We start from the raw sequence: 21,149 nt of genomic DNA, 5'->3' as shown, positions 1-21,149 counted from the left end.
GCCGTCTTCGGTTGCAGGCGACACCGAAAGTTGAATCGCGTAGCTGTGTTGTCGGGGCAGTTCGGAGCGGGCGTTTGACGGCGGGGGCTGGGGTGGATCGCAACGCGGCGTCGCCGGGTTTCGACGGGACGTCGGACGCCTTCGCGCGCGCCCATGGCGCCCTGATGCGCGGCAAGGACCTGCAGTTCGAGCCATCCGCCACGCCCAAGCCGCCGAACGTTCCCGACTGGCTGCTGGCGATCGGCAAGGTCCTGGCCAAGCTCGCGCCCTACCTGGCCTATGTGTTCTGGGGCTGCTTGATCCTGGGCGCGGCGATCATCCTGTTCTTCGTCGTTCGCGAGCTGATCAACACGCGCTGGCCTTCGCTGAAGCCGCACAAGGGCCCCGTCCTGGGCGACGAGGCCTGGCGGCCCAGCGCGGCGAAGGCCCGGACCCTGCTGGAGGACGCCGACAAGCTGGCGGCCGCCGGACGCTTCGCCGAGGCGGTTCACCTGATCCTGTTCCGCAGCATCGAGGACATCGAGGCCAAGCGTCCCGACCTGATCAAGCCGGCCCTGACCAGCCGCGACATCGCCCAGCTGGACGGCGTGCCCGACCGGGTGCGCCGCACCTTCAGCGACATCGCCCGGGTGGTGGAGCGCAGCTTCTTCGGCGGCCGCGCGGTCGGCGCCGAGGAGTTCGCCGCCTGCCGACAGGCCTATGAGGGCTTCGCCTTCGCCGAGGCCTGGTGATGAGCGACACGCAGACCATCACGACCGCCGAACCGCCGCGCGACGGCGACGGACGGCTGTTCTCGCCCAAGGTCGTGCTGGGCATGATCGTGGCCGGGGTCTTCGCCTTCTCGGCCTTCGTGGTGCTGTCGACCTACGCGCCGGACCTGCAGTCGGGCGACAATGGCCGCGCCCACGCCCTGTCGAAGTCGGCGATCGGCTATGGCGGCATGGTCCGCCTGCTGCGCGGCCTGGACGAGCCGGTGATCGTCAGTCGCCGCGACCTTGGCCGCGACGAGCCGGCCCTAATCATCTTCGCGCCGGAATCCAACGTTTCGCGCGACGCCTACGTCAAGGCCGCCCACCTGTCGTCGCGCACCCTGGTGATCCTGCCCAAGTGGACGGGCGCGCTGGATCCGCGCCATCCGGGCTGGGTCGGCGACCTGCGGCCTGTCGTGCCCAGGAACCTGGCCGGCCTGCTGAAGGCGATCGGCGTCGCCACGGCCTCGACCACGATCGACAAGGGCGCCGCGCCGCAGAAGCTGGTGGGCGCGCCGGGCGGGCCGGCCGAGGGGCTGGTGCTCGAGACCGGCCCGATCAGGAACCTGCAGACCCTGTCGGGCCCGGGCCTGGCGCCGGTTCTGACCGACGCGCGGGGGCGGATCGTCCTGGCTCGCCGGATGCCGACCGAGACCTACATCCTGGCCGATCCCGACCTGGTCAACACCATGGGCCTGAAGGATATCCGCACGGCGCGGGCCGGGGTCGCGATCCTGCGGGCGTTGCGGGACGACAAGTCCGGCCTCTATCGGCGCGACACCGGCCGGACGATCGCCTTCGACGTCACGCTGAACGGCTTCTCGCGCTCGCGCAGCGTGCTGAAGCTGGCCTTCGAGGCGCCGTTCGTCGGGGCCACCCTGTGCCTGGTGGCCGCCGCCCTGCTGATGGGCGTGCACGCCGCGGCTCGCTTCCGGGCGGTGCGGCGCGGCGAGCGAGCTTGGGCCTTGGGCAAGGACGCCCTGATCGACAATTCGGCCGGCCTGATCCGCATGGCCCGGCGCGAACCGGCCCTGGCGCCGCGCTACGCCGAGCTGCAACGCGCCGCCGCCATCAAGGCCCTGGGCGGCCCGCGCGCCGGCGGCTCGCGCCTGGAGGGCCAGGCCCTGACCGATTTCCTGGACCGCCAGGGCGAGCGTTTCGGCGCGGCCGATAGCGCCTCGCGCCTGGACGAAGACACCCGAACGGTCCGTTCGTTGGGCGACCTGATGAAGGTCGCCGCAAGATGGCATCAGTGGAGACTGGAGATGACTCGTGAACGTCGCTGAGGTGCAGGCGCTCGCCGGCAGGATCCGGGCGCAGACGGCCAAGGCCGTGATCGGCCAGAACGACACCATCGACCTGATGCTGACGGCCCTGTTCGCCGGCGGCCACGTGCTGCTGGAGGGCCCGCCGGGCACGGCCAAGACCTTCCTGGCCCAGTGCTTCGCCACGGCGGTGAACCTGCAGTTCGGCCGCATCCAGTTCACGCCCGACCTGATGCCGGGCGACATCCTGGGCGCCAACCTGTTCAACTTCCAGACCAGCGCCTTCACCCTGGTGAAGGGGCCGATCTTCTGCGAGCTGCTGCTGGCCGACGAGATCAACCGCACCCCGCCCAAGACCCAGGCGGCGTTGCTGGAAGCCATGCAGGAGCGCAACGTCACCCTGGACGGCGAGCGCCATCCGCTCAGCGACCGGTTCATGGTGGTGGCCACCCAGAACCCGCTGGAGCAGCAGGGCACCTATCCGCTGCCCGAGGCCCAGTTGGACCGCTTTCTGTTCAAGCACGTCCTGGCCTATCCCAGCCTGGCCGAGGAGACGGCGATCGTCGCCAGCCACGGCGGCCGCACTGGCCAGCCCTCGCCGGAAGCGTTCGGCGTCGAGCCGGCGGCCGACAGCGCGACCATCGCCGACGCCGTGGCGGCGGTGGCCTCGGTGCGACTGACTGACGACATCGTCCGCTACATCGTCGGCGTGGTGCGAGCCACACGCGACACCGGCGAGCTGTCGGGCGGGGCCTCGCCGCGCTGCGCGGCCATGCTGGCGGTCGCCGCCCGGGCCCGCGCCGCCCTGGAGGGCCGCGACTACGTGATCCCCGACGACGTCAAGGCCCTGGCCCTGCCGGCCCTGCGTCACCGGGTGATCCTGTCGCCGGCCGCCGAGATCGAGGGCCGCAAGGTCGACGACGTGGTGCGCGGCCTGGTCGATCAGGTCGAGGCCCCGCGATGAACCCTTTGGTCTAGGACACGGCCTTGCGGATCTATCCGACGGCGAGAGCGATCTTCCTGATGGTCCTGGGCGCGCCCCTGGCCCTGGCGGCGGCGCTCGTCTCGGCGCGACTGTGGCTGCTGGGGCCGGCCTGGATCGCCCTGGTCGCGGCCCTGCTGTTCGTCGACGCCTTGCTGGCCCCCGGCCGCCGCAAGATGCAGCTGACCCTGACCGCGCCGGGCTCGATGGCCAGCGGCGCGATCAAGCCGGCCCTGTTGCACGCCGCGTTCCCGCGCGGCGTGGCGCCGGGAAGCGTCGAGTTCGCCATCGACCTGGACGACCGCCTGACCGCCGACCCCGCCCACGGCCGGGCCCGCGTCCAGGAGCGCCAGGCCGGCCTGCCGCTGACCCTGACCGCCGTCCGGCGCGGGGAGGGCAGGGTGCATCGCGTCTCGGCCCGCTGGCGGGGTCCGCTGGGCCTGATGTGGAAGCAGCGCGACGACGCCTTGGACCAGGTGATCCCGGTCACGCTGGACATCGCCGGGGTCAAGGAGGAGGCCCTGCGGCTGTTCTCGCGCGATCCATCCGTCGGCCATCGCCTGCAGCTGGACCTGGGCGGCGGCAGCGACTTCCATGCCCTGACCGATTTCCGCCCCGGCATGAACCGCCGGGCCATCGACTGGAAGCAGTCGGCCCGCCACGGCGCGCTGCTGGCCAAGGAATTCCACGTCGAGCGCAACCACCACATCGTCGCGGCCATCGACACCGGCCGGCTGATGAGTCAGTCGCTACTGGGCCGCCCGCGCCTGGACCATGCCCTGAACGCCACCCTGCTGCTGGCCTATGTGGGCCTGAAGATGGGCGACAAGGTCGGGCTGTTCGGCTTCGACGCCCGGCCCAACGTGATGAGCGGCGTCACCTCCGGCCCTAACGCCTTCGGCGCCCTGCAGCGTCTAGCCTCCAAGATCGACTATTCGACCGAGGAGACCAACTACACCCTGGGCCTGACCCAACTGTCGGGCCAGCTGTCGCGGCGCTCGCTGATCGTGGTGTTCACCGACATCGCCGACTCCACCAGCGCCGAGCTGATGCTGGAGAACGTCGGCCGCCTGCTGCGCCAGCACCTGGTGCTGTTCGTGATGATGCGCGACGCCGAGCTGGAGGACATCGAGCGCAAGGCGCCCGTCGAGGCCGACGACGTCTCGCGCGCCGTGGTCGCCGCCTCGCTGCTGCGCGAGCGCGAGGTGGTGGTCAGCCGCCTGCGCCGCATGGGCGTGGAGATCGTCGAGGCGCCGGCCGACCAGGTCGGGCCGGCCCTGCTGGCGGCCTATCTGGACCTCAAGCGCCGGGACCTGCTCTGATGGCCGAACTGCACCTGAAGAGCTACCGCTTCCGCGCCGAGCGCGAGGATGACTGGCGGCGGCTGGAAAAGCTGCTGACCAAGGTCGGCAAGGGCTCGCCCAATGCGTTGAGCGACGAGGAACTGCTGGCGCTGCCGGTGCTGTACCGCCAGGCGCTGTCGTCGCTGTCGGTGGCCCGCGCCACCTCGCTGGACCAGGGCCTGGTCGACTATCTGGAGAGCCTCAGCACCCGGGCCTATTTCCTGGTCTACGGCACGCGGTCGAACCTGGCCGAACGGCTGGGCGGCTTCTTCGGGCGCGCCTGGCCGCAGGCCGCCCGGGCCCTGTGGCGCGAGACCCTGGCCAGTTTCCTGCTGACCCTGATCGGCGTGGCGGCCGCCTATTTCCTGACCCTGCACGATCCGGACTGGTTCAGCGCCTTCGTGCCCGACGGCCTGGCGGGCGGGCGTGGGCCGACGGCCTCGGTCGAGGCGATGCGGGCCACGCTGTACGACAAGGGCGAGCACCACGGCCTGTCGGTGTTCGCCGCCTTCCTGTTCACCCACAATTCGGGCGTGGCGATCTTCGCCTTCGCGCTGGGCTTCGCCTTCTGCCTGCCGACCGCCATGCTGATGGCCTATAACGGCGCGATGCTGGGGGCCTTTCTGGCGGTGTTCGGCATGCGGGGCCTGGGCTTCGAGGCCGGCGGCTGGCTGGCGATCCACGGCGTGACCGAGATCTCGGCCGTGATCCTGGCCGGCGCGGCGGGCCTGAAGATCGGCTGGACCCTGGCCTTCCCCGGCGACCTAAGCCGTCCGGCCGCCATGGCCCAGGCGGGAAGGCAGGCCGCGACCCTGATGGCCGGGGTGGTGGTCATGCTATTCTGCGCCGGGATCCTGGAGGGCGTGGGGCGGCAGGTGATCCAGAACGATCTGGCCCGCTATGGCGTGGCCCTGGCCACCCTGGTCGCCTGGCCGGCCTATCTGTACCTGCCGCGTCGCCGGAGCGCCGCGTGATGGCGGCCGCTCGCAAGACGGCCAAGGTCGCGTCGGCGCCGCTGACCGAGCCGTCGGTGCGTGACGACGGCCGCGAGCGGTCGCTGGTCACGCCCGAGGGCGTGGACCTGAAGCTGCGCCTGGGCGATGCGGGCGAACGGGCCGCCGCCCTGTTGATCGACCTGGCCATCATGGCCGGCGTGATGATCGCCTTCGCCCTGCTGGCGCTGTTGGCCCTGGTCGGGGCCAAGGGCAAGGGCTGGGAGGTGATCGGCACGCTGGCGCTGCTGGTCTTCTTCGTGCTGCGCAATCTCTATTTCGTGCTGTTCGAGCTGACCCCCGGCGCGGCCACGCCCGGCAAGCGGGCCATGGGTCTGCGCGTGGCGGCCCGCAACGGCGGCCGTCTGACCGCCGACGCCATCTTCGCCCGCAACGCCATGCGCGAGATCGAGCTGTACCTGCCGCTCAGTTTCCTGGCCTCCAACGGCGACCAGGTGGGGGCGTGGCTCAACCTGCTGGGCCTGCTGTGGTGCGCGGTCTTCGTGCTGTTCCCGCTGTTCAACCGCGACCGCCTGCGGGTGGGCGACCTGGTGGCCGGCACCTGGGTGGTCAAGGCCCCGACCCGCAAGCTGGCGCCCGACCTGGTGGAGACCTCGCGCCCGTCGGTGGGACGGTTCAAGTTCACCATGGCTCAGCTGGACGCCTACGGGGTCAAGGAGCTGCACGTGTTGGAGGACGTGCTGCGGCGCTACGAGACCAAGACCATCGCCCTGGTCGCCGCCCGCATCCGCCTGAAGATCGACTGGAAGGCCGCCCCCGACGAGTCGGACGGCGACTTCCTGGCCGCCTACTACGCGGCCCTGCGCGGGCGGCTGGAGTCGCGCCTGCTGCTGGGCAAGCGACGCAAGGACAAGCACGACAAGGGCTAGGAGAAGATGGCCTCGATGCTGTTTTCCGCGGGCGCTTCCTGGCTCCAGCGCAACTCGTCATAGACCGCGACCACCAAGGCGGCGTTGATGAGGCCTGTCGCGGTCTGCAAGGCGGGACCCGCGATCAAGTCGGCGACGGCGTTGTGCGCGACGCCGGCCAGCAATTGGGCCAGCCAGCCGAAAAGAAACTCGGCAAGTCCGATCGCCACCGCCAGGCCGAAGATCGCGCCGCGGGCTTCGCCGGTGAGCTTGTTGCTGCGACGGATCGACTCCAGGACGCCTAGGCGCTCGCTCACCATGGCCGGAACGGCCACGAACCAGGCCAGGGAAAGAATGATCCCTGGAATGATCAGCAGGACGAAGCCGGCCAGGATCCCCAGGCTGGTGACCAAACCCAGAGCCGCGACGTCGAAGATGCGGCCGACAGAGTCGGAACCGCCCTGGTCGATGACGGGCCGACGGCTCTTCCAGAAGCGATATGCGACAGCCGCCTGCAATAGGGCGGTGCTGAGCATGGCCACCAACAGGATCGCGGCGGACACGGCCCAAACATAGCCCGCTGAGCCTTCGCCGGGACGCGTGAAGCGCTCGATGAGATAAGGCGCCGCCGCGTTCGGCAGGCCGACAAGCAGCACCGCGAGCGGGAGAAGCTTGAGAGCCTCCCGTCGCAGGATGTCCGTGGTCAGTTTGAAGGCGCGCCCGGTGTCGAAGTTCACGAATGCGCCTAGTCGAACACCGACGCCAGGGCTTCGGGACCGACGCCTTCGCGTGTGCCGCGCAGCTCCGAATAGAGCGTCGCGCCGCCGGCCGTGGTGACCAGGGTGCTGATGGTGGCGATCAGCGGCGAGGCGACCATCGATACGAGATTGATGGAGCTGTTGAAACCGGCCATCGCCTCCGGGGCGGACGCGCCCTTGGAGAGCACGAAGGGCATGAAGGCCGCCATGATCGCCGCCTCGACGATCCATACGGCGATCACATAGAGCACGAACAGGCCAAAGATCGCCCAACGCCGGCCGCGCGTCAGGTCGCGGCTGCGCTGGAAGGCGGCCATCACGCCGATCTTTTCCACGACCTTGGCCGGCACGGTGACCGACCACATCACCGCCAGGATGATCCCGGGAACGATCAGCAGGACGAACCCGACCATCAGGCCCAGGGTCATCAGGATGGCCAGGCCGACCAGCGGCAGCCAGTTGCGCAGGCCGACCTTCAGGCTCTCGCCGAGGACGACGCGGCGGCCGTTGAGGTCGGCCACCGTGGCGTGGACGATCGCGGCCTGCAGCACGAAGGCGGCGACGATCATCACCACCAGGCCCACGACGGAGCCGACGATCGCCTGGGGTGAGAAGACCTGCTGATGGCCGACGAACGAGATCTGGACCAGGCTGAGCAGCAGGTTGGGCAGGCCGCCCAGGATCAGCGCCAGCAGGGCGAAGGTACCGAAATTGCGGCCGATGACCGAAAAGGTGCCTGAAATGACGCGGCCGATCTCGAAGCGGCGCGTGACGGTCGTATCGGTCATGTCTGGCATTCCCCCAAAAGCTACACGCCAGTTCAACCATGCGGTGAACGAGGTGTCTATCGGCGGGGCGTCTATCCCCGTCGGCGCCGAAACAGAGTTGAGGAATTTCAGGTCTTTAGTGGAAAACGCACGTTTCCGATCCTTGAGCTTTGGCCGTGGCGCATAATGCTTGCACCTGAGAGCACGGGGAGGGCGCACGTACGGCGACCGATGCGGCTTTCGGGGGTGGTCGAGCGGGAAGCGCTCGTCGGTGGTCTTGAGTGACGCTTCGGACGTTCTGGGCAGGTTCCTTGAAACACAGGACAAAGCCCAGGCGGCGAGGGATCGGCGGACGCGACAGGCCTGGGCTGAAATCGCCCAGGCGGTCCAGGACGCGCCAACGTCCTGCCCGTCGGGGGCCTCCATCGGAGCGGGTTAAAAATCCGCGATCCGAAGGCTTTTGGAAAACGGTCCACGCGAAGCGCTCGTCTTCGTCGAAACGGTACAAACATCAAAGCTACTCCGGGCGAGGCCCGGGCGCTTCGCACCCTCCCCATCAGCTCATGGCCTCTGGCGTGAGATCACACCCACTTGCCCCCACCTGGCGGCTTCGCCGCCTGTCCGCCCCCATAGGGGGCGGAGGACGCGCGCACATCGTCCCTCTTCCCCCTCCGGGGGAAGACGACCGCGAAGCGGTCCGTAGGGGGCAAGGGATCGCCGCACCGGAGTTCCCCTCAGTTTTTCTGGTCCCCTCGTTCGACGAACTCAATTGACCCGACCGGCCGTGTAGGGATTTAAGCCGCCTCAGCTTCACCACGCGCTCGCCGTTTTCGCGGCTTGGCGCGTTCTTGTTTTCAGGGCTCCGTTCCAGGAGCCGCCGCGGATGCTGGACGACGATCACCCGATGACCGCCGAGACGATCTCCGCACGGGCTCCACGCCGCCCGCTGTTTCGCCGTCGTTCGGCCATTCCGGGCTTTGGCCTGACGCTGGGCCTGACCCTGACGATCCTGTCGCTGATCGTGCTGATCCCGCTGTCGGCCGTGGCGATCAAGGCTTCGGAGCTGTCGCCCGCCCAGTTCCTGGCCGCCGCCTTTTCCGAACGCGCCATCGCCGCCTATCGCCTGACCTTCGGCGCGGCCTTCGTGGCGGCGGTGATCAACGGGGTGTTCGGCGTGCTGACCACCTGGGCCCTGGTCCGCTACGAGTTTCCGGGCAAGGCCGTGGTCAACGCCCTGGTCGACCTGCCGTTCGCCCTGCCGACCGCCGTGGCCGGCATCGCCTTGGCCACGCTCTACGCTCCCAACGGCTGGGTCGGGCAGTACCTGACCCCGCTGGGGATCAAGGCGGCCTACAATCCCGTCGGCGTCACCATCGCCCTGATCTTCATCGGCCTGCCGTTCGTGGTCCGCACCCTGGAGCCGGTGATGCGCGACCTGTCGGCCGACGTCGAGGAGGCCGCCGCCAGCCTGGGCGCGGGCCGTTTCGCCACGATCGGCCGGATCATCCTTCCGGCCCTGGGTCCCGCCTGGCTGACCGGCTTCGCCCTGGCTTTCGCGAGAGGCGTCGGCGAATACGGCTCGGTGATCTTCATCGCCGGCAACATGCCCTACAAGTCCGAGATCGCGCCGCTGCTGATCATCATCCAGCTGGAGCAGTTCGAATACGCCAACGCCGCGGCCATCGCCCTGGTCATGCTGGGGGTCTCGTTCCTGATGCTGCTGGTCATCAACGCCATCCAGGCCTGGTCGCGGAGGTTTGTCTGATGGCCGTTCCGACCAAGGCCCAGTTCCGTCACCCGACCGACGATCCGCTGTGGGCCAAGATCGTCATCGTCGGCCTGGTCCTGGCCTTCCTGGGCCTGGTGCTGATCCTGCCCCTGGCGGCGGTGTTCGCCGAGGCCCTGCGCAAGGGGCTTCAGCCCGCCCTCGATGCGATCTCGACGCCGGACGCCTGGGCGGCGATCAAGCTGACCCTGATCACCGCCGGCATCGCCGTGCCCTTCAACGCGCTGTTTGGCCTGTGCGCCGCCTGGGCGATCGCCAAGCACCACTTCCCGGGCAAGTCGCTGCTGATCACCCTGATCGACCTGCCGTTCTCGGTGTCGCCGGTGGTGGCGGGCCTGATCTACGTGCTGGTCTTCGGCCTGCAGGGCTGGTTCGGCGAGCACCTGATCGACAACGACATCAAGATCATCTTCGCCATCCCCGGCATCGTGCTGGCGACGATCTTCGTGACCTTCCCGTTCATCGCCCGCGAGCTGATCCCGCTGATGCAGGAGCAGGGCGTTTCGGAGGAGGAGGCGGCCGTTTCGATGGGCGCTTCGGGTCTCTACACCTTCTGGCGGGTGACCGCGCCGAACGTGCGCTGGGGCCTGCTGTACGGGGTGCTGCTGTGCAACGCCCGGGCCATGGGCGAGTTCGGCGCCGTTTCGGTGGTCAGCGGCCACATCCGCGGCCTGACCAACACCATGCCGCTGCACGTCGAGATTCTGTACAACGAGTACGACTTCGTCGCCGCCTTCGCCGTCGCCGCCTTGCTCTGCCTGCTGGCGATCGTGACCCTGGTGCTCAAGAGCGTGCTCGAGATCGCCCAACCCGACGTCAAGCGCGGCGGCGGACACTAGATTCGGAACGATGACCTCATGACCATCTCCATCCGTTCCGTCGAAAAGAAGTTCGGGCGCTACCCGGCCCTGAACCACGTCGATCTGGAGATCGCCGACGGCGAACTCGTGGCGTTGCTGGGGCCGTCGGGCTCGGGCAAGACGACCCTGCTGCGCACGATCGCCGGCCTGGAATTCCCCGACGCCGGCCAGGTGCTGTTCGAGGGCCAGGACGTCACCTTCGCCTCGGCCGCCGCCCGTCGCGTGGGCTTCGTGTTCCAGCAGTACGCGCTGTTCAAGCACATGACCGTGGCCCGCAACATCGCGTTCGGCCTGGACGTCCGCAAGGGCAAGGACAAGCCGCCCAAGGCCGAGATCAATCGCCGGGTCGAGGAGCTGCTGAAGCTGGTCGAGCTGGACGGCCTGGGCAAGCGCTATCCCTCACAGCTGTCGGGCGGCCAGCGTCAGCGCGTGGCGCTGTCACGCGCCCTGGCCGTGCAGCCCAGCGTGCTGCTGCTGGACGAGCCGTTCGGCGCCCTGGACGCCACCGTCCGCAAGTCGCTGCGCAAGGAGCTGCGCCGCGTGCACGACGCCACCGGCGTCACCACCATCTTCGTCACCCACGACCAGGAAGAAGCCCTGGAACTGGCCGACCGCGTGGCGATCCTCAACGCCGGCCGCATCGAGCAGATCGGCACGCCGCACGAGGTGCACGACAACCCGGCCACGCCGTTCGTCTGCGGCTTCGTCGGCGAGGCCAACCGCTTCGAGGGCGCGGTGTTGGGCAAGCGCTTCACGGCTGGTCCGGTCGTGCTGCCGGCCCCGAACGCCGCCGACGGCGCGGCGATCGCCTTCGTGCGGCCTCACGACCTAGTGCTGGACGCGGCGGGCTTCGCGGCCAAGGTCGAGCGGGTGGTGATCCAGGGACCGCTGGCCAATGTCGACGCCAGCCTGCCCGACGGTCGCCGCATCGAGATCTGCGCGGCGAGGGACGAGGCGCCCAAGTTCAGCGGCGAGATCAAGCTCTCGGCCCGCCGCACCCACGTGTTCGCAGCCTAGACCCTACTGCTGCTGCTGGCGCTGCTGCTGTTCGCGGATGGCGTCGGCGCTGGCTCGGCGGCGGTTGGCCGAGCCGAACGGGGCCGAGGGGCGGGGCATGCGCAGGAACTCCGGCTCGGCCACCGCCGCCCGGGCCCGGCGCACCGAGACCCCGACCGCCAGATGGCTCTCTGAATCGCCCTTGTAGACCCCCCGCGACGGGGTGACGTCGCTATAGTCCCGGCCCACGGCCACGGCGACATGGCGCTCGCCGGTCATGACATTGTTGGTCGGATCGAAGCCCACCCAGCGATAGCTGGGCAGGAACACCTCGACCCAGGCGTGGGTGGCGTCGGGATCCGAGCGGTCGCCGGCCTCGCGGTCGGTGAACAGGTAGCCGGAGACGTAGCGGGCCGGGATGCCCCAGGACCGGCAGACGGCCAGCATGATGTGGGCGAAGTCCTGGCAGACCCCGCGACCGGCGCTCAGCGCCAGGTCGATCGGGCTGTCGGCGTCGGTGACACCCGGCTGGTATTCGAAGGCCTTGTAGATCGTGTCGCACAGGGCCTGGACGGCCGAGTAGGGATCGCGGCGGCGCAGGGCGTCCAGGTCGTGCTCGGCGATGAAGGTCTCCAGGGCCGGCGTCACCTGGACGAAGCCGTGCGGCCTCAGATAGTCGAAGCATTCGCCCTTCACGAAGGCGCTCTTCAGCCGTTCCCACTCGCCCATGTCGAGGGGCTGGGGCCATTCGAGCACCGGTTCGGTCTCGACGGCCGAGCGGGCGATGATCGTCAGGCCGTCATGCGGCTGGGGCACGTCGAAGTGATAGACGGCGTTGCCGAAGCTGTCGGCGTAGGAGAACACCTGGGCGGCCGGCTCGATGTCCAGCTCGAAGCTGACCAGCCGCTGACGGGCGCCCTTCTGGGGCTGCATCCACAGCTCCATCAGGCTTTCGCGGACGGGCCGCTCGTAATGGTACTGGGTGACGTGGCGGATCTCGAGCAACACGGGCGGTCTTCCTTAGCGGCCATCCCTAGGCGGGGAGGCGCATTTCCAGCGGATAGGCGACGAAAGTCTCGTAGATCGCCTGATGGATGCGGGCGCATTCGTTGGCCACGGTGGTCAGCAGCTCGCCCGCGCCCTGGCTTTCCAGCTCGCCGACGTCGGCGAATTCCAGCCGCGCCTTCAGCCGGCCGGCCAGGCGCTCGGGCGCCGCGCGGCCGGTGGCCTCGACGTGGCGGGCCAGCTCGCTGAGATGCTTCTCGATCTGGCTGGTGGCGAAGCGGATCGAGCGCGGGAAGTCTTCGTCGAAGACCATGAACTCCAGGATGTGCCGGGGCTCGATCTCGGCGGTGTAGACCCGCAGATAGGGCTCCAGCGCGCAGCCCATCCGCAGCAGGCTGACCAGGGCCAGGTGATCGTTCACCTTCGGCGCGCCCTCGGCGAAGCAGGCTTCCAGCAGGCTGGCGATCAGCTGGGCGCGCTCCAGATACATGCCCACCATCATGAACCGCCAGCTCTCGCCATGGCTCATCGTGGTGTCGGCCGCGCCCTTGAACAGGTGCACGTCGGCGATGATGTCATGCAGGAAGGTCACCGAATTGTCGGCGAAGTCGCGGCCGGCGTTGCGGTCGATGACCTTCAGGTACAGCAGGTTCAGCCGCTCCCAGGTCTCGGTCGTGATCTGGTCGCGGACCTGGCGGGCGTTCTCCCGGGCTCGTGACAGGGACGAGACCACCGAGTTGGCGTCCGAACGATCCAGGACCAGACCCTTGGCCGCCTCGAAGGCGCCGGCGCTGAGCTCGGTCTCGCCGACGGCGGACAGGGCGATGCGCACGGCCTCGGCGCCGGTGTCAGTCTGGTCGAGTGTGGCGTTCAGCATCACCGTCGACAGGCGCGACAGATGCTCGGCGCGTTCGATGTAGCGGCCCAGCCAGTAGAGGCTGTCGGCCACGCGGGCGAGCATCATGACGCAACTCCCTTTTCGGCGTGGCCATTGCCGTTGTGGCCGTTTTCCTCGGCCAGAACCCAGGTGTCCTTTGACCCGCCGCCCTGGCTGGAATTGACCACCAGCGAGCCGCGCTTCAGCGCCACGCGGGTCAGGGCGCCGGGGGTGACCACGGTCTTCTCGCCCGACAGGATGAAGGGCCGCAGGTCGACGTGGCGCGGTTCGATGCGACCGTCGACTAGGCAGGGCGCGGTCGAAAGCTGGATGGTCGGCTGGGCGATATAGTTGGCCGGATCGGCCTTCAGGGCGTCGGCGAATTCCGAGCGCTCCTTGGCCGAGGCGTGGGGCCCCACCAGCATGCCGTAGCCGCCCGACGCGCCGACCGCCTTGACCACCAGCTTGTCCAGGTTGTCGAGCACGTGGCTAAGTTGGGCCGGTTCGCGGCACAGGAAGGTCTCGATATTGGGCAGGATGGCGTCCTCGCCCAGATAGTAGCGGATGATGTCGGGCACGAAGGCGTAGACGGCCTTGTCGTCGGCCACCCCGGTGCCCGGCGCGTTGCACATCACCACGTTGCCGGCCCGATAGGCGTTGAACAGGCCCGCTGCTCCCAGCGACGAATCGCGCCGGAACGTGAGGGGGTCGATGAAGTCGTCGTCGACCCGGCGATAGATCACGTCCACCCGGCGCAGGCCGGTCGTGGTGCGCATGTAGACCATGTTGTCATGGACCACGAGGTCGCGCCCCTCGACCAGCGGCACGCCCATTAGCCGCGCCAGATAGGCGTGCTCGTAATAGGCCGAGTTGTAGACGCCGGGGGTCAGGACCACGACCTGGGGGTTGGGCCGCCAGTCGGCGCTCATGCTCTTCAGCGTGGCCAGCAGCAGGTCGGGATAGCGTTCGACAGGCCGCACGCCGGCTTCGCGATAGGCGCCAGGGAAGGTTCGCTTGGAGGCGTCGCGGTTGGCCAGCATGTAGGACACGCCGGACGGCACTCGCAGATTGTCCTCCAGCACGGCGAACTCGCCGTCCTGGCCACGGATCAGATCGCTGCCGCAGACATTGGCGTAGGCCTTGTGCGGCACGTAGAGGTTCTGCATCTCGCGACGGTACGAGGGCGCGCCCAGCACCAGCTCGCGCGGCACCACCCCGTCCATCAGGATCTGCTGCTCACCATAGATGTCGGCCAGGAACATGTTCAGCGCCTGCAGGCGCTGGGTCAGGCCGGCCTCGATCTTGGCCCATTCCTGGGCCGGGAGGATGCGCGGGAACAGGTCGGTCGGAATAATCCGCTCGGTGGCGCTGTCGGCCCCGTAGACCGTGAAGGTGATGCCTTGCAGCAGGAACGAGCGCTCGAGCATCCGCTGCCGGTCGGCCAGCTCGCTCGCGCCGAGGGTGGAGATTCGGCTTTGCAGCGCCGCGTAGTGGGCGCGGACGTCGCCGCCCTGGGCGATCATCTCGTCATAAGCGACGCCGGGCAGGTACGCCGCCCCGGTCATCGGCAGGCTGGGAGTATCGTCGATGTCCTGGATTTTCGCCGCCACGCCCGTGTCCACTTTGTCCGCCCTGCGCGCCGCATTGAGGTGGCGCGTCCCGATCCAGCCTAGAACGCGCGAAGTCCGGAAGCGGTGCTTTTCGTGTCTTGATGATGGGATGTGCGGGACTGCCCAAGATTTGGGCGCCGTCCTGACGCGGGCGGAGCCACGGTCTGGAAGTGTTCTCTTACATTTCACCGCGTGACAGGCGGCGGGGGGGCGACTACAGGGGTTCGGGGGCGCTCCGCGCGGGGACTAGAAGGCTTGGTGCGTAAGAGATTTGCCCTTGGCGTGACCGCGGCGGCCTTGTTGGCCGCCGGCCACGCCAGTGCGGCCGAACCCGCGGCCAGCATCACGGGCGTCGAGGACAAGGCGCTGCGCGAAGCGATCCAACGCGCCATGACCGAGGCCAAGGCGCCGCCGCGCAGCCGTTCGGAAGCCCGTCGGCGCGCCCGGGACGCCGGCGACGACGCGGTTCAGGTGCTGCGCTCGGAAGGCTACTATGGCTACGTCGTCGAACCGGACGTCACCGAAGCCGAACCGCCGCGGGCGATTCTCAAGATCACGCCGGGACCGGTGTTCGTCATCGCTGACCCCAAGGTGGCCTGGAGCGGCGCTCCGCCGGACGAAGGCGTGGTTCAGCGAGCCGAAAGCGTCATCCGCCTGACGCCGGGCGCGCCAGGACGCGCCGCTGACGTCCTGGCCGCCGAGGGGCGCGTCGTGGCCGAGGTGCAGCAGCTGGGCTATGCCGACGCCGAGGCCGATCCGCGTGAGGTGATCGTCGACCACGCCGACCATACGCTGCGGCCGACCTTCCACATCGCGGCCGGCGACCTGACCCATGTCGACGGCATTCAGGTGATCACTCAAGGCCGGTCCAATCCGGCCTGGGTGCAGCACCTGGCGCCGTGGAAGTCGGGCGACGTCTACGAGCCCGACGACATCGCCGAACTGGAGCGCCGACTGCGCGACACGGGGGTGTACGACACCGTGTCGGTCTCGCTGGCGCCCAAGGACAAGGTGCTGCCCGACGGCCTGCGCCCCGTGATCGTCACCCTGGCCGACCGCAAGGCCAAGACCCTGGAACTGGCCGCCAGCTACTCCACCACCGACGGCCCTGGCGTGGACGCCAAGTGGATCCGCTACAACCGTCTTCGTCGCGCCGACACCACGACCCTGACGGCGCGACTGGCTAAGCTGGACAGCCGTCTGGAAGCCGAACTGGCGTTGCCGCACTGGCAGCGCAGCCAGCAGACCCTGAAGCTCAACACCGCCATCTTTCGTGACAACACGGACGCCTATGTCGAAACGGGCGGCCACATCGGCGCGGACCTGACGCGACGGCTGAGCACCACCGTCTACCGCACCTACGGCGTTTCGCTGGACCTGTCGCAGGTCGATTCGCCCACCACCGTGAACGGCGTGACCACCGACGTCCGGCAGAACTTCGCCACCTTCACCCTGCTGGGCGCCCAGGCCTGGGACCGGTCCGACAACGTGCTGGATCCGACCAAGGGCTGGCGGCTGGACGTGCGGGCCGAGCCCACCGCCATCACCGGCGACCTGACCATGGCCTTCCTGAAGGTGCAGGCCCAGACCACGGCCTATCTGCCGTTCGGCGAGGGCGCGCGCACCGTGCTGGCGGGACGCTTCAAGGCTGGCCAGATCCTGGGCGGAACCATGCCGGACGTACCGGCCTCGAACCGTTTCTACGCCGGCGGCGGCGGTTCGGTGCGCGGCTACGCCTACCAGGCCATCGGCCCCCGGATCGACAACACCACCACCCCGCAAGGCGGCCTGTCGCTCTTGGAGAGTTCGCTCGAACTGCGCCACAAGTTCACGGAGAAATGGGGCGGCGTGGCCTTCGTCGACGCCGGCGCCGTCGGCGTCAACGAGTGGCCCAAGGGGCAGGATTTCGGCGTCGGCGTCGGTGTCGGCGTTCGCTATGACCTGGGCTTTGGGCCGATCCGGGCTGACATCGCCATGCCGATCAGCAAGCGCGACGGCGACCCGTCGTTCCAGGTCTATATCAGCATCGGGCAGGCCTTTTGACCGACGCTCAGACACCCTCCGGCGGACCGCCGCCTGAAGACATGCCTGAAGCCGTCGCCGAGGCGGCGACCAAGGTCGCGCGCAAGATCGGCTGGCCGGGCCTGATCATCATAGTCTCGGTGAGCCTGGTGATGCTGGTCGCCGTGCTGTTGGGCGGCGTGCGCCTGGGCGCGATCACGCCACAGGGCCGCGCTTTTCTGGAAGCGCGCACCAGCGGCTTGAAGATCGGACGCATGGGCCGTCTGAAAATCGAGGGGCTGACGGGCGATATCTGGAGCGCGTTCGGCGTCCGTCGCCTGACGATCAGCGACGAGAAGGGCGTCTGGCTCGACGCCGCCGACCTCTATGTCGATTGGCGGCCGGCCGAACTGTTCTACCGTCGCTTTCACGCCGACACGATCAGCGCCCGCCAGGTGGTGGTCCTGCGTCGGCCGACCCTGACCCCCAAGGGCAAGTCGAGCGCCGCGCCGCTGTCGGTGGACCTGGACAAGGTCGCCCTGCGCCTGATCACCCGGCCCGAGTTCAGCCGCCAGGCGGGCGATTTCGACCTGAGCGGCGACTACGAGTCCCAGCGGCTAGGCGGGATGAAGGGCAATCTTCAGGTGCTGAGCCGCATGCATGCCGGCGACCACCTGAAGCTGGTCTTCGACCTGGGGCGCGACAAGACCCTGCTGCTGGACGCCGTGGCCCGTGAGGCCAACGGCGGAGCCCTGGCCGGAGCGATGGGCTTGGAGCCGAGCCGGCCCTTTGACCTGAACGCCAAGGCCCACGGCACCTTCAGCCAGGGCGCGTTCACCGTGCTGGCAAGGTCGGGCGACGCCACGCCGCTGAAGGCCGGCGGCGCCTGGACGCCGCAGGGCGGCTCGGCGACCGGCCACATCGATCTGGCGGCCTCGACCCTGACCGACCGCGAAGAGCAGATGTTCGGGGCGGACGCACGCTTCTCGATCGTCGGTCACAAGGTCGGCGCGTTCAGCGACCTCGACCTGAAGGTCGACAGCCAGAACCTGAGCCTCGTCGCTCACGGTCCGGCCGACCTGGGCAAGCGGACCACCGCGCCGGCGGGTCTGACCTTCAGCGCCAAGGTCGGCAAGCTTTCGCGGATCACCGCGTTTCCGACCATGGGCGCCGGCGCCGTGGACGGGATCTTCCATCTGACCGGCGACGGTTTCCTGATCGACGGCCGCGTCGATGTCCGCGACCTTTCCTTGCTGGGCTACCGCCTGGCGCGGGCCAAGGGGCCCGCGACCGTCGGCTGGAAACGTGGCGAGCTGAACATCAAGGCCGACGCCACGACCGAGGGCGGCGGCGGGCAGGGGCTTCTGGCCGTGCTGGGGCGCTCGCCCTCGGCCCAGTTCGAGGGGGCGCGGCTTAAGGACGGGCGTTTCCTGATCCGTTCGGCCAAGGTGCAGGCGCCGAACCTGAACATCGTCGCCGAAGGCGAGCGCGGCATACTGGGCGGCCTGTCCTTCAAGGGCGAGGCCAAGGTCGCCTCCCTGGCCCCGGTGCATGCCGGCATGGCCGGGCAGGCGACCGCCAAATGGTCGGTCAGCCAGGGCGTGGGCAAGCCGTGGATGCTGACCATGGACGCGCGGGGCGGCAACTTCGCCACCGGCCTGGCGGAACTGGACCGCCTGCTAGGCAAGACTCCGCGCCTCAACGCCAGCGCCTCGTGGGCCAATGAGCGGCTGTCCGTGGCCGACGCCAAGCTGGACGGCGCGGCGACTTCGATGCGCAGTTCCGGCGTGCTCGGTCCGGGCGCGGCCTTGGCCTTCAAGCTCGACTGGACCGCGACGGGGCCGTTCGTCGCCGGTCCGATCGAGGTCTCCGGCAAGGCCAAGGGCACGGGCGCCATCACCGGAACCCTGTCGACCCCCAAGGCGGATCTTATCGCCGACTTCGATTCCATCGACGTACCGCGCCTGCCGCTGAAGGACGCCCATGTGGTGCTGTCCTTCGCCAAGCGTACCGACGGCGCCGACGGTACGGCGTCGATCGAGGCCGGCAGCCAGTACGGCCCGGCCAAGGGGCGGGCCGCTTTCAACTTCGCGCCGGGCGGGCTGGAACTGACCGATCTGGACGTCGACGCCGGTGGGGCCAAGGCCAAGGGCGGGGTCTCGCTGCGCAGCGGTCGCCCGGCCACCGCCGACCTGACGGTGGCGATCGGCCCGGGCGCCTTCCTGCCCCAGGGGCGCGTGAGCGGCACGGCCAAGATCGCGGACTCCGCCGGCGGGCCCGTGGCCAATCTTGACCTGAACGTCGAGGACATCGTGAGCGGGGCCTGGAAGGTCCGGCACGCGGCGGTCAAGGCTTCGGGCCCGATGGCGCATCTGCCCCTGACCATCGACGCGCGGGGCGAGGCGCCGTCCGGGCGCTGGAACCTGAAGGGCTCGGGCGTGCTGACCGAGGCCGGCGAAGACTATCAACTGGCCCTCGACGCGGCCGGCGCCATGGCGCGCACCGAGATCAAGACCCGCGAAACCGCGCAGATCCGGTTCGGCGGTCCGCGCACGGCGGCTCGCCTGCGGCTGTCGGTGGGCGACGGCTCGGCCGATCTCGACGCCGATGTCGGCGGCGACCTGGCCACGCTCCGCGCTCAGCTGACGGGCGTCAGCCTCACCGCGATCAATCCCGACATGGCCGGCAAGGTCGACGGCCACCTGACGCTGACCGGCTCGGGCGCGACGCTGAACGGCGACTTCGACGCCAACCTGATCGGCGCTCGCGAGCGCGGCCCCAGGACCGACCGCGCGCTGAACGCCGAGATCCGCGGCGCGCTGCGCGACAACCTGATGACCATCAGCGCCACCAGCTCCAACAGCCAGGGTCTCCAGGCCAAGGCCGAGGTGACGCTGCCGACCGAGGCCTCGGCCAAGCCGTTCCATCTGGCGATCGACCGCACCCGCCCGGTGCGCGGCCAGTTCACGGCGCAGGGCGAGATCAAGCCGCTGTGGGACCTGCTGGGCAGCTCCGAGCGCAGCGTGTCGGGCAAGATCGACGCCGAGGGCGACTTGGCCGGCACCCTGGCCGATCCCCGCCTGACCGGTCGCGCCAGCCTGGAAGGCGGTCGCGTCGACGATGGCCAGACCGGCCTCAGCCTGCGCGACGTCATCGTGCGCGTGGCCCTGGCCGACAACGCCATCGACGTCAGCCAGGTTTCGGCCGGCGACGGTCAGGGCGGCAGCATGTCGGGTTCGGGCCGGATCAGCCTGGCGCGCGAAGGCCTCAGCAGCTTCAAGCTGGACCTGAAGGGCTTCCGGGTCATCGACAACGAACTGGCCTCGGCCACCGCCAGCGGCCAGACCACGGTCAATCGCGGCGCTGACGGCAAGGTCAAGATGGTTGGGGCCCTGACCATCGACCGCGCCGACGTCTCGGCCCAGACCAAGACCCCGGCCGGCGTGGTCTCGCTGGACGTGATCGAGCGCAACCGTCCGGACGAGCTGGACCAGGGCATCGAGGCCCGCAAGGTCGTGCCGGGCAGCGGCATGCTGCTGGACGTCACGCTCAAGGCTCCCCGGCGGATCTTTGTGCGGGGCAGGGGCCTGGACGTCGAGCTGTCGCTGGACGCTCACGTCGGGGGTTCGACCAACAGCCCGCAGCTCGACGGCGAGGCCCGGATGGTGCGCGGCGAATACGACTTCGCCGGCAAGCGCTTCGAATTCGAGGAAACGGGGACGGTGCGCCTGGCCACCCAACTGGACCGCATCCGGCTGGACCTGACCGCGACGCGCGAGGACCCGACCCTGACAGCCGTGGTCAAGGTGCAGGGCACGGCGGCCAAGCCGGAGATCACCCTGACCTCCAAGCCGGAGCTGCCGCAGGACGAGGTGCTGTCCCAGGTGCTGTTCGGCTCGTCGGCCGCCAACCTGACCCCGATCGAGGCCGCCCAGTTGGCCTCGGCGCTGGCGGCCTTGGCCGGTGGCGGCGGCTTCGACGTGATCGGCAACCTGCGCAGCCTGGCCGGGTTGGACCGACTGTCCTTCGCCGACAGCGCGACGGGCATGACGGTCGCCGGCGGCAAATACGTGACCGACGACGTCTATGTCGAGATCATTGGCGGCGGGCGCGAAGGGTCTTCGGCCCAGGTCGAGTGGCGCATCCGACGCGCGTTGTCGCTGGTCTCCAAGATCGGCAGCACGGGCGACACCCAGCTTTCGGTGCGCTGGAGAAAGGACTACAACTAATCCGTCTTCGCTCCATCCCGCGCCATCGAGCCTGGGGAGCGCGAACGGAGGCATGCAGTA

The 21,149-nt window shown here is 69.1% G+C and carries 16 protein-coding genes; 11 read left to right on the top strand and 5 right to left on the bottom strand.

Annotated features, from left to right (window positions below; genetic code table 11):
• Positions 1 to 92 precede the first annotated feature (92 nt).
• Genes G3M62_RS12925 through G3M62_RS12900 form a run of 6 tightly spaced genes read left to right on the top strand, consistent with a single transcriptional unit; the run spans position 93 to position 6,221 of the window.
• The gene (locus G3M62_RS12925; protein WP_165187595.1) at positions 93 to 731 is read left to right on the top strand and encodes a DUF4129 domain-containing protein; all 639 of its coding nucleotides are present in this window, start codon (positions 93 to 95) and stop codon (positions 729 to 731) included.
• Positions 731 to 2,035 carry a hypothetical protein gene (locus G3M62_RS12920; RefSeq protein ID WP_165187593.1) on the top strand — a complete coding sequence of 435 codons (1,305 nt, stop codon included), beginning with the start codon at positions 731 to 733 and terminating at the stop codon, positions 2,033 to 2,035. The genes G3M62_RS12925 and G3M62_RS12920 overlap by 1 nt, the downstream gene beginning before the upstream one ends.
• Positions 2,022 to 2,978, top strand: coding sequence for an AAA family ATPase (locus G3M62_RS12915; protein WP_165187592.1), 957 nt, complete (start codon positions 2,022 to 2,024; stop codon positions 2,976 to 2,978). Before G3M62_RS12920 ends, G3M62_RS12915 begins: the two co-directional genes overlap by 14 nt.
• Positions 2,979 to 3,001: 23 nt before the next feature.
• Entirely contained in the window at positions 3,002 to 4,318 is a 1,317-nt protein-coding gene (locus tag G3M62_RS12910; protein WP_246263267.1) for a DUF58 domain-containing protein, read from the top strand.
• The gene (locus tag G3M62_RS12905) at positions 4,318 to 5,313 is read left to right on the top strand and encodes a stage II sporulation protein M (RefSeq protein ID WP_165187590.1); all 996 of its coding nucleotides are present in this window, start codon (positions 4,318 to 4,320) and stop codon (positions 5,311 to 5,313) included. Before G3M62_RS12910 ends, G3M62_RS12905 begins: the two co-directional genes overlap by 1 nt.
• Positions 5,313 to 6,221 carry an RDD family protein gene (locus G3M62_RS12900; RefSeq protein WP_165187588.1) on the top strand — a complete coding sequence of 303 codons (909 nt, stop codon included), beginning with the start codon at positions 5,313 to 5,315 and terminating at the stop codon, positions 6,219 to 6,221. Before G3M62_RS12905 ends, G3M62_RS12900 begins: the two co-directional genes overlap by 1 nt.
• Here G3M62_RS12900 and G3M62_RS12895 read toward each other — a convergent pair.
• Together G3M62_RS12895 and G3M62_RS12890 are read right to left on the bottom strand one after the other, a co-directional pair.
• A complete protein-coding gene (locus G3M62_RS12895) occupies positions 6,218 to 6,937 on the bottom strand; it encodes a DUF7847 domain-containing protein (RefSeq protein WP_165187586.1) in 720 nt (239 codons plus the stop codon). The genes G3M62_RS12900 and G3M62_RS12895 overlap by 4 nt on opposite strands.
• 8 nt (positions 6,938 to 6,945) lie before the next feature.
• On the bottom strand, positions 6,946 to 7,746 hold the full coding sequence (locus G3M62_RS12890) for a DUF7847 domain-containing protein (protein WP_165187584.1): 801 nt from the start codon (positions 7,744 to 7,746) through the stop codon (positions 6,946 to 6,948).
• An 883-nt stretch (positions 7,747 to 8,629) separates the two neighbouring features.
• Between G3M62_RS12890 and cysT the strand changes: the two genes are divergently transcribed.
• Genes cysT through G3M62_RS12875 form a run of 3 tightly spaced genes read left to right on the top strand, consistent with a single transcriptional unit; the run spans position 8,630 to position 11,388 of the window.
• Complete coding sequence (gene cysT, locus G3M62_RS12885; RefSeq protein WP_165191308.1) at positions 8,630 to 9,490, top strand: sulfate ABC transporter permease subunit CysT; 861 nt, start codon at positions 8,630 to 8,632, stop codon at positions 9,488 to 9,490.
• Positions 9,490 to 10,350, top strand: a complete 861-nt coding sequence (cysW, locus tag G3M62_RS12880; RefSeq protein ID WP_425483780.1) for a sulfate ABC transporter permease subunit CysW — start codon at positions 9,490 to 9,492, stop codon at positions 10,348 to 10,350. The genes cysT and cysW overlap by 1 nt, the downstream gene beginning before the upstream one ends.
• Before the next feature lie 18 nt (positions 10,351 to 10,368).
• Complete coding sequence (locus G3M62_RS12875; protein WP_165187581.1) at positions 10,369 to 11,388, top strand: sulfate/molybdate ABC transporter ATP-binding protein; 1,020 nt, start codon at positions 10,369 to 10,371, stop codon at positions 11,386 to 11,388.
• 3 nt (positions 11,389 to 11,391) lie between these two features.
• Here the strand turns inward: G3M62_RS12875 and G3M62_RS12870 are convergent, their stop codons facing one another.
• Genes G3M62_RS12870 through G3M62_RS12860 form a run of 3 tightly spaced genes read right to left on the bottom strand, consistent with a single transcriptional unit; the run spans position 11,392 to position 14,859 of the window.
• On the bottom strand, positions 11,392 to 12,375 hold the full coding sequence (locus G3M62_RS12870; protein ID WP_165187578.1) for a transglutaminase family protein: 984 nt from the start codon (positions 12,373 to 12,375) through the stop codon (positions 11,392 to 11,394).
• A gap of 25 nt (positions 12,376 to 12,400) precedes the next feature.
• Positions 12,401 to 13,336 (bottom strand): alpha-E domain-containing protein, encoded by a 936-nt coding sequence (locus G3M62_RS12865; protein WP_165187576.1) that lies wholly within the window; start codon positions 13,334 to 13,336, stop codon positions 12,401 to 12,403.
• On the bottom strand, positions 13,333 to 14,859 hold the full coding sequence (locus G3M62_RS12860; RefSeq protein ID WP_165187574.1) for a circularly permuted type 2 ATP-grasp protein: 1,527 nt from the start codon (positions 14,857 to 14,859) through the stop codon (positions 13,333 to 13,335). Before G3M62_RS12860 ends, G3M62_RS12865 begins: the two co-directional genes overlap by 4 nt.
• A gap of 255 nt (positions 14,860 to 15,114) precedes the next feature.
• Here G3M62_RS12860 and G3M62_RS12855 point away from each other — a divergent pair, with 255 nt between their 5' ends.
• Positions 15,115 to 16,902, top strand: a complete 1,788-nt coding sequence (locus G3M62_RS12855; RefSeq protein ID WP_165187571.1) for an autotransporter assembly complex protein TamA — start codon at positions 15,115 to 15,117, stop codon at positions 16,900 to 16,902.
• Positions 16,903 to 16,943: 41 nt separating this feature from the next.
• On the top strand, positions 16,944 to 21,089 hold the full coding sequence (locus G3M62_RS12850; protein ID WP_165187568.1) for a translocation/assembly module TamB domain-containing protein: 4,146 nt from the start codon (positions 16,944 to 16,946) through the stop codon (positions 21,087 to 21,089).
• Positions 21,090 to 21,149: the final 60 nt, after the last annotated feature.

Origin of the sequence: Caulobacter soli, assembly GCF_011045195.1 — a bacterium.
GTDB lineage: Bacteria > Pseudomonadota > Alphaproteobacteria > Caulobacterales > Caulobacteraceae > Caulobacter > Caulobacter soli.
Note: the sequence above shows the minus strand (reverse complement) of the source record. Positions and strands in the feature narration are given on the sequence as shown.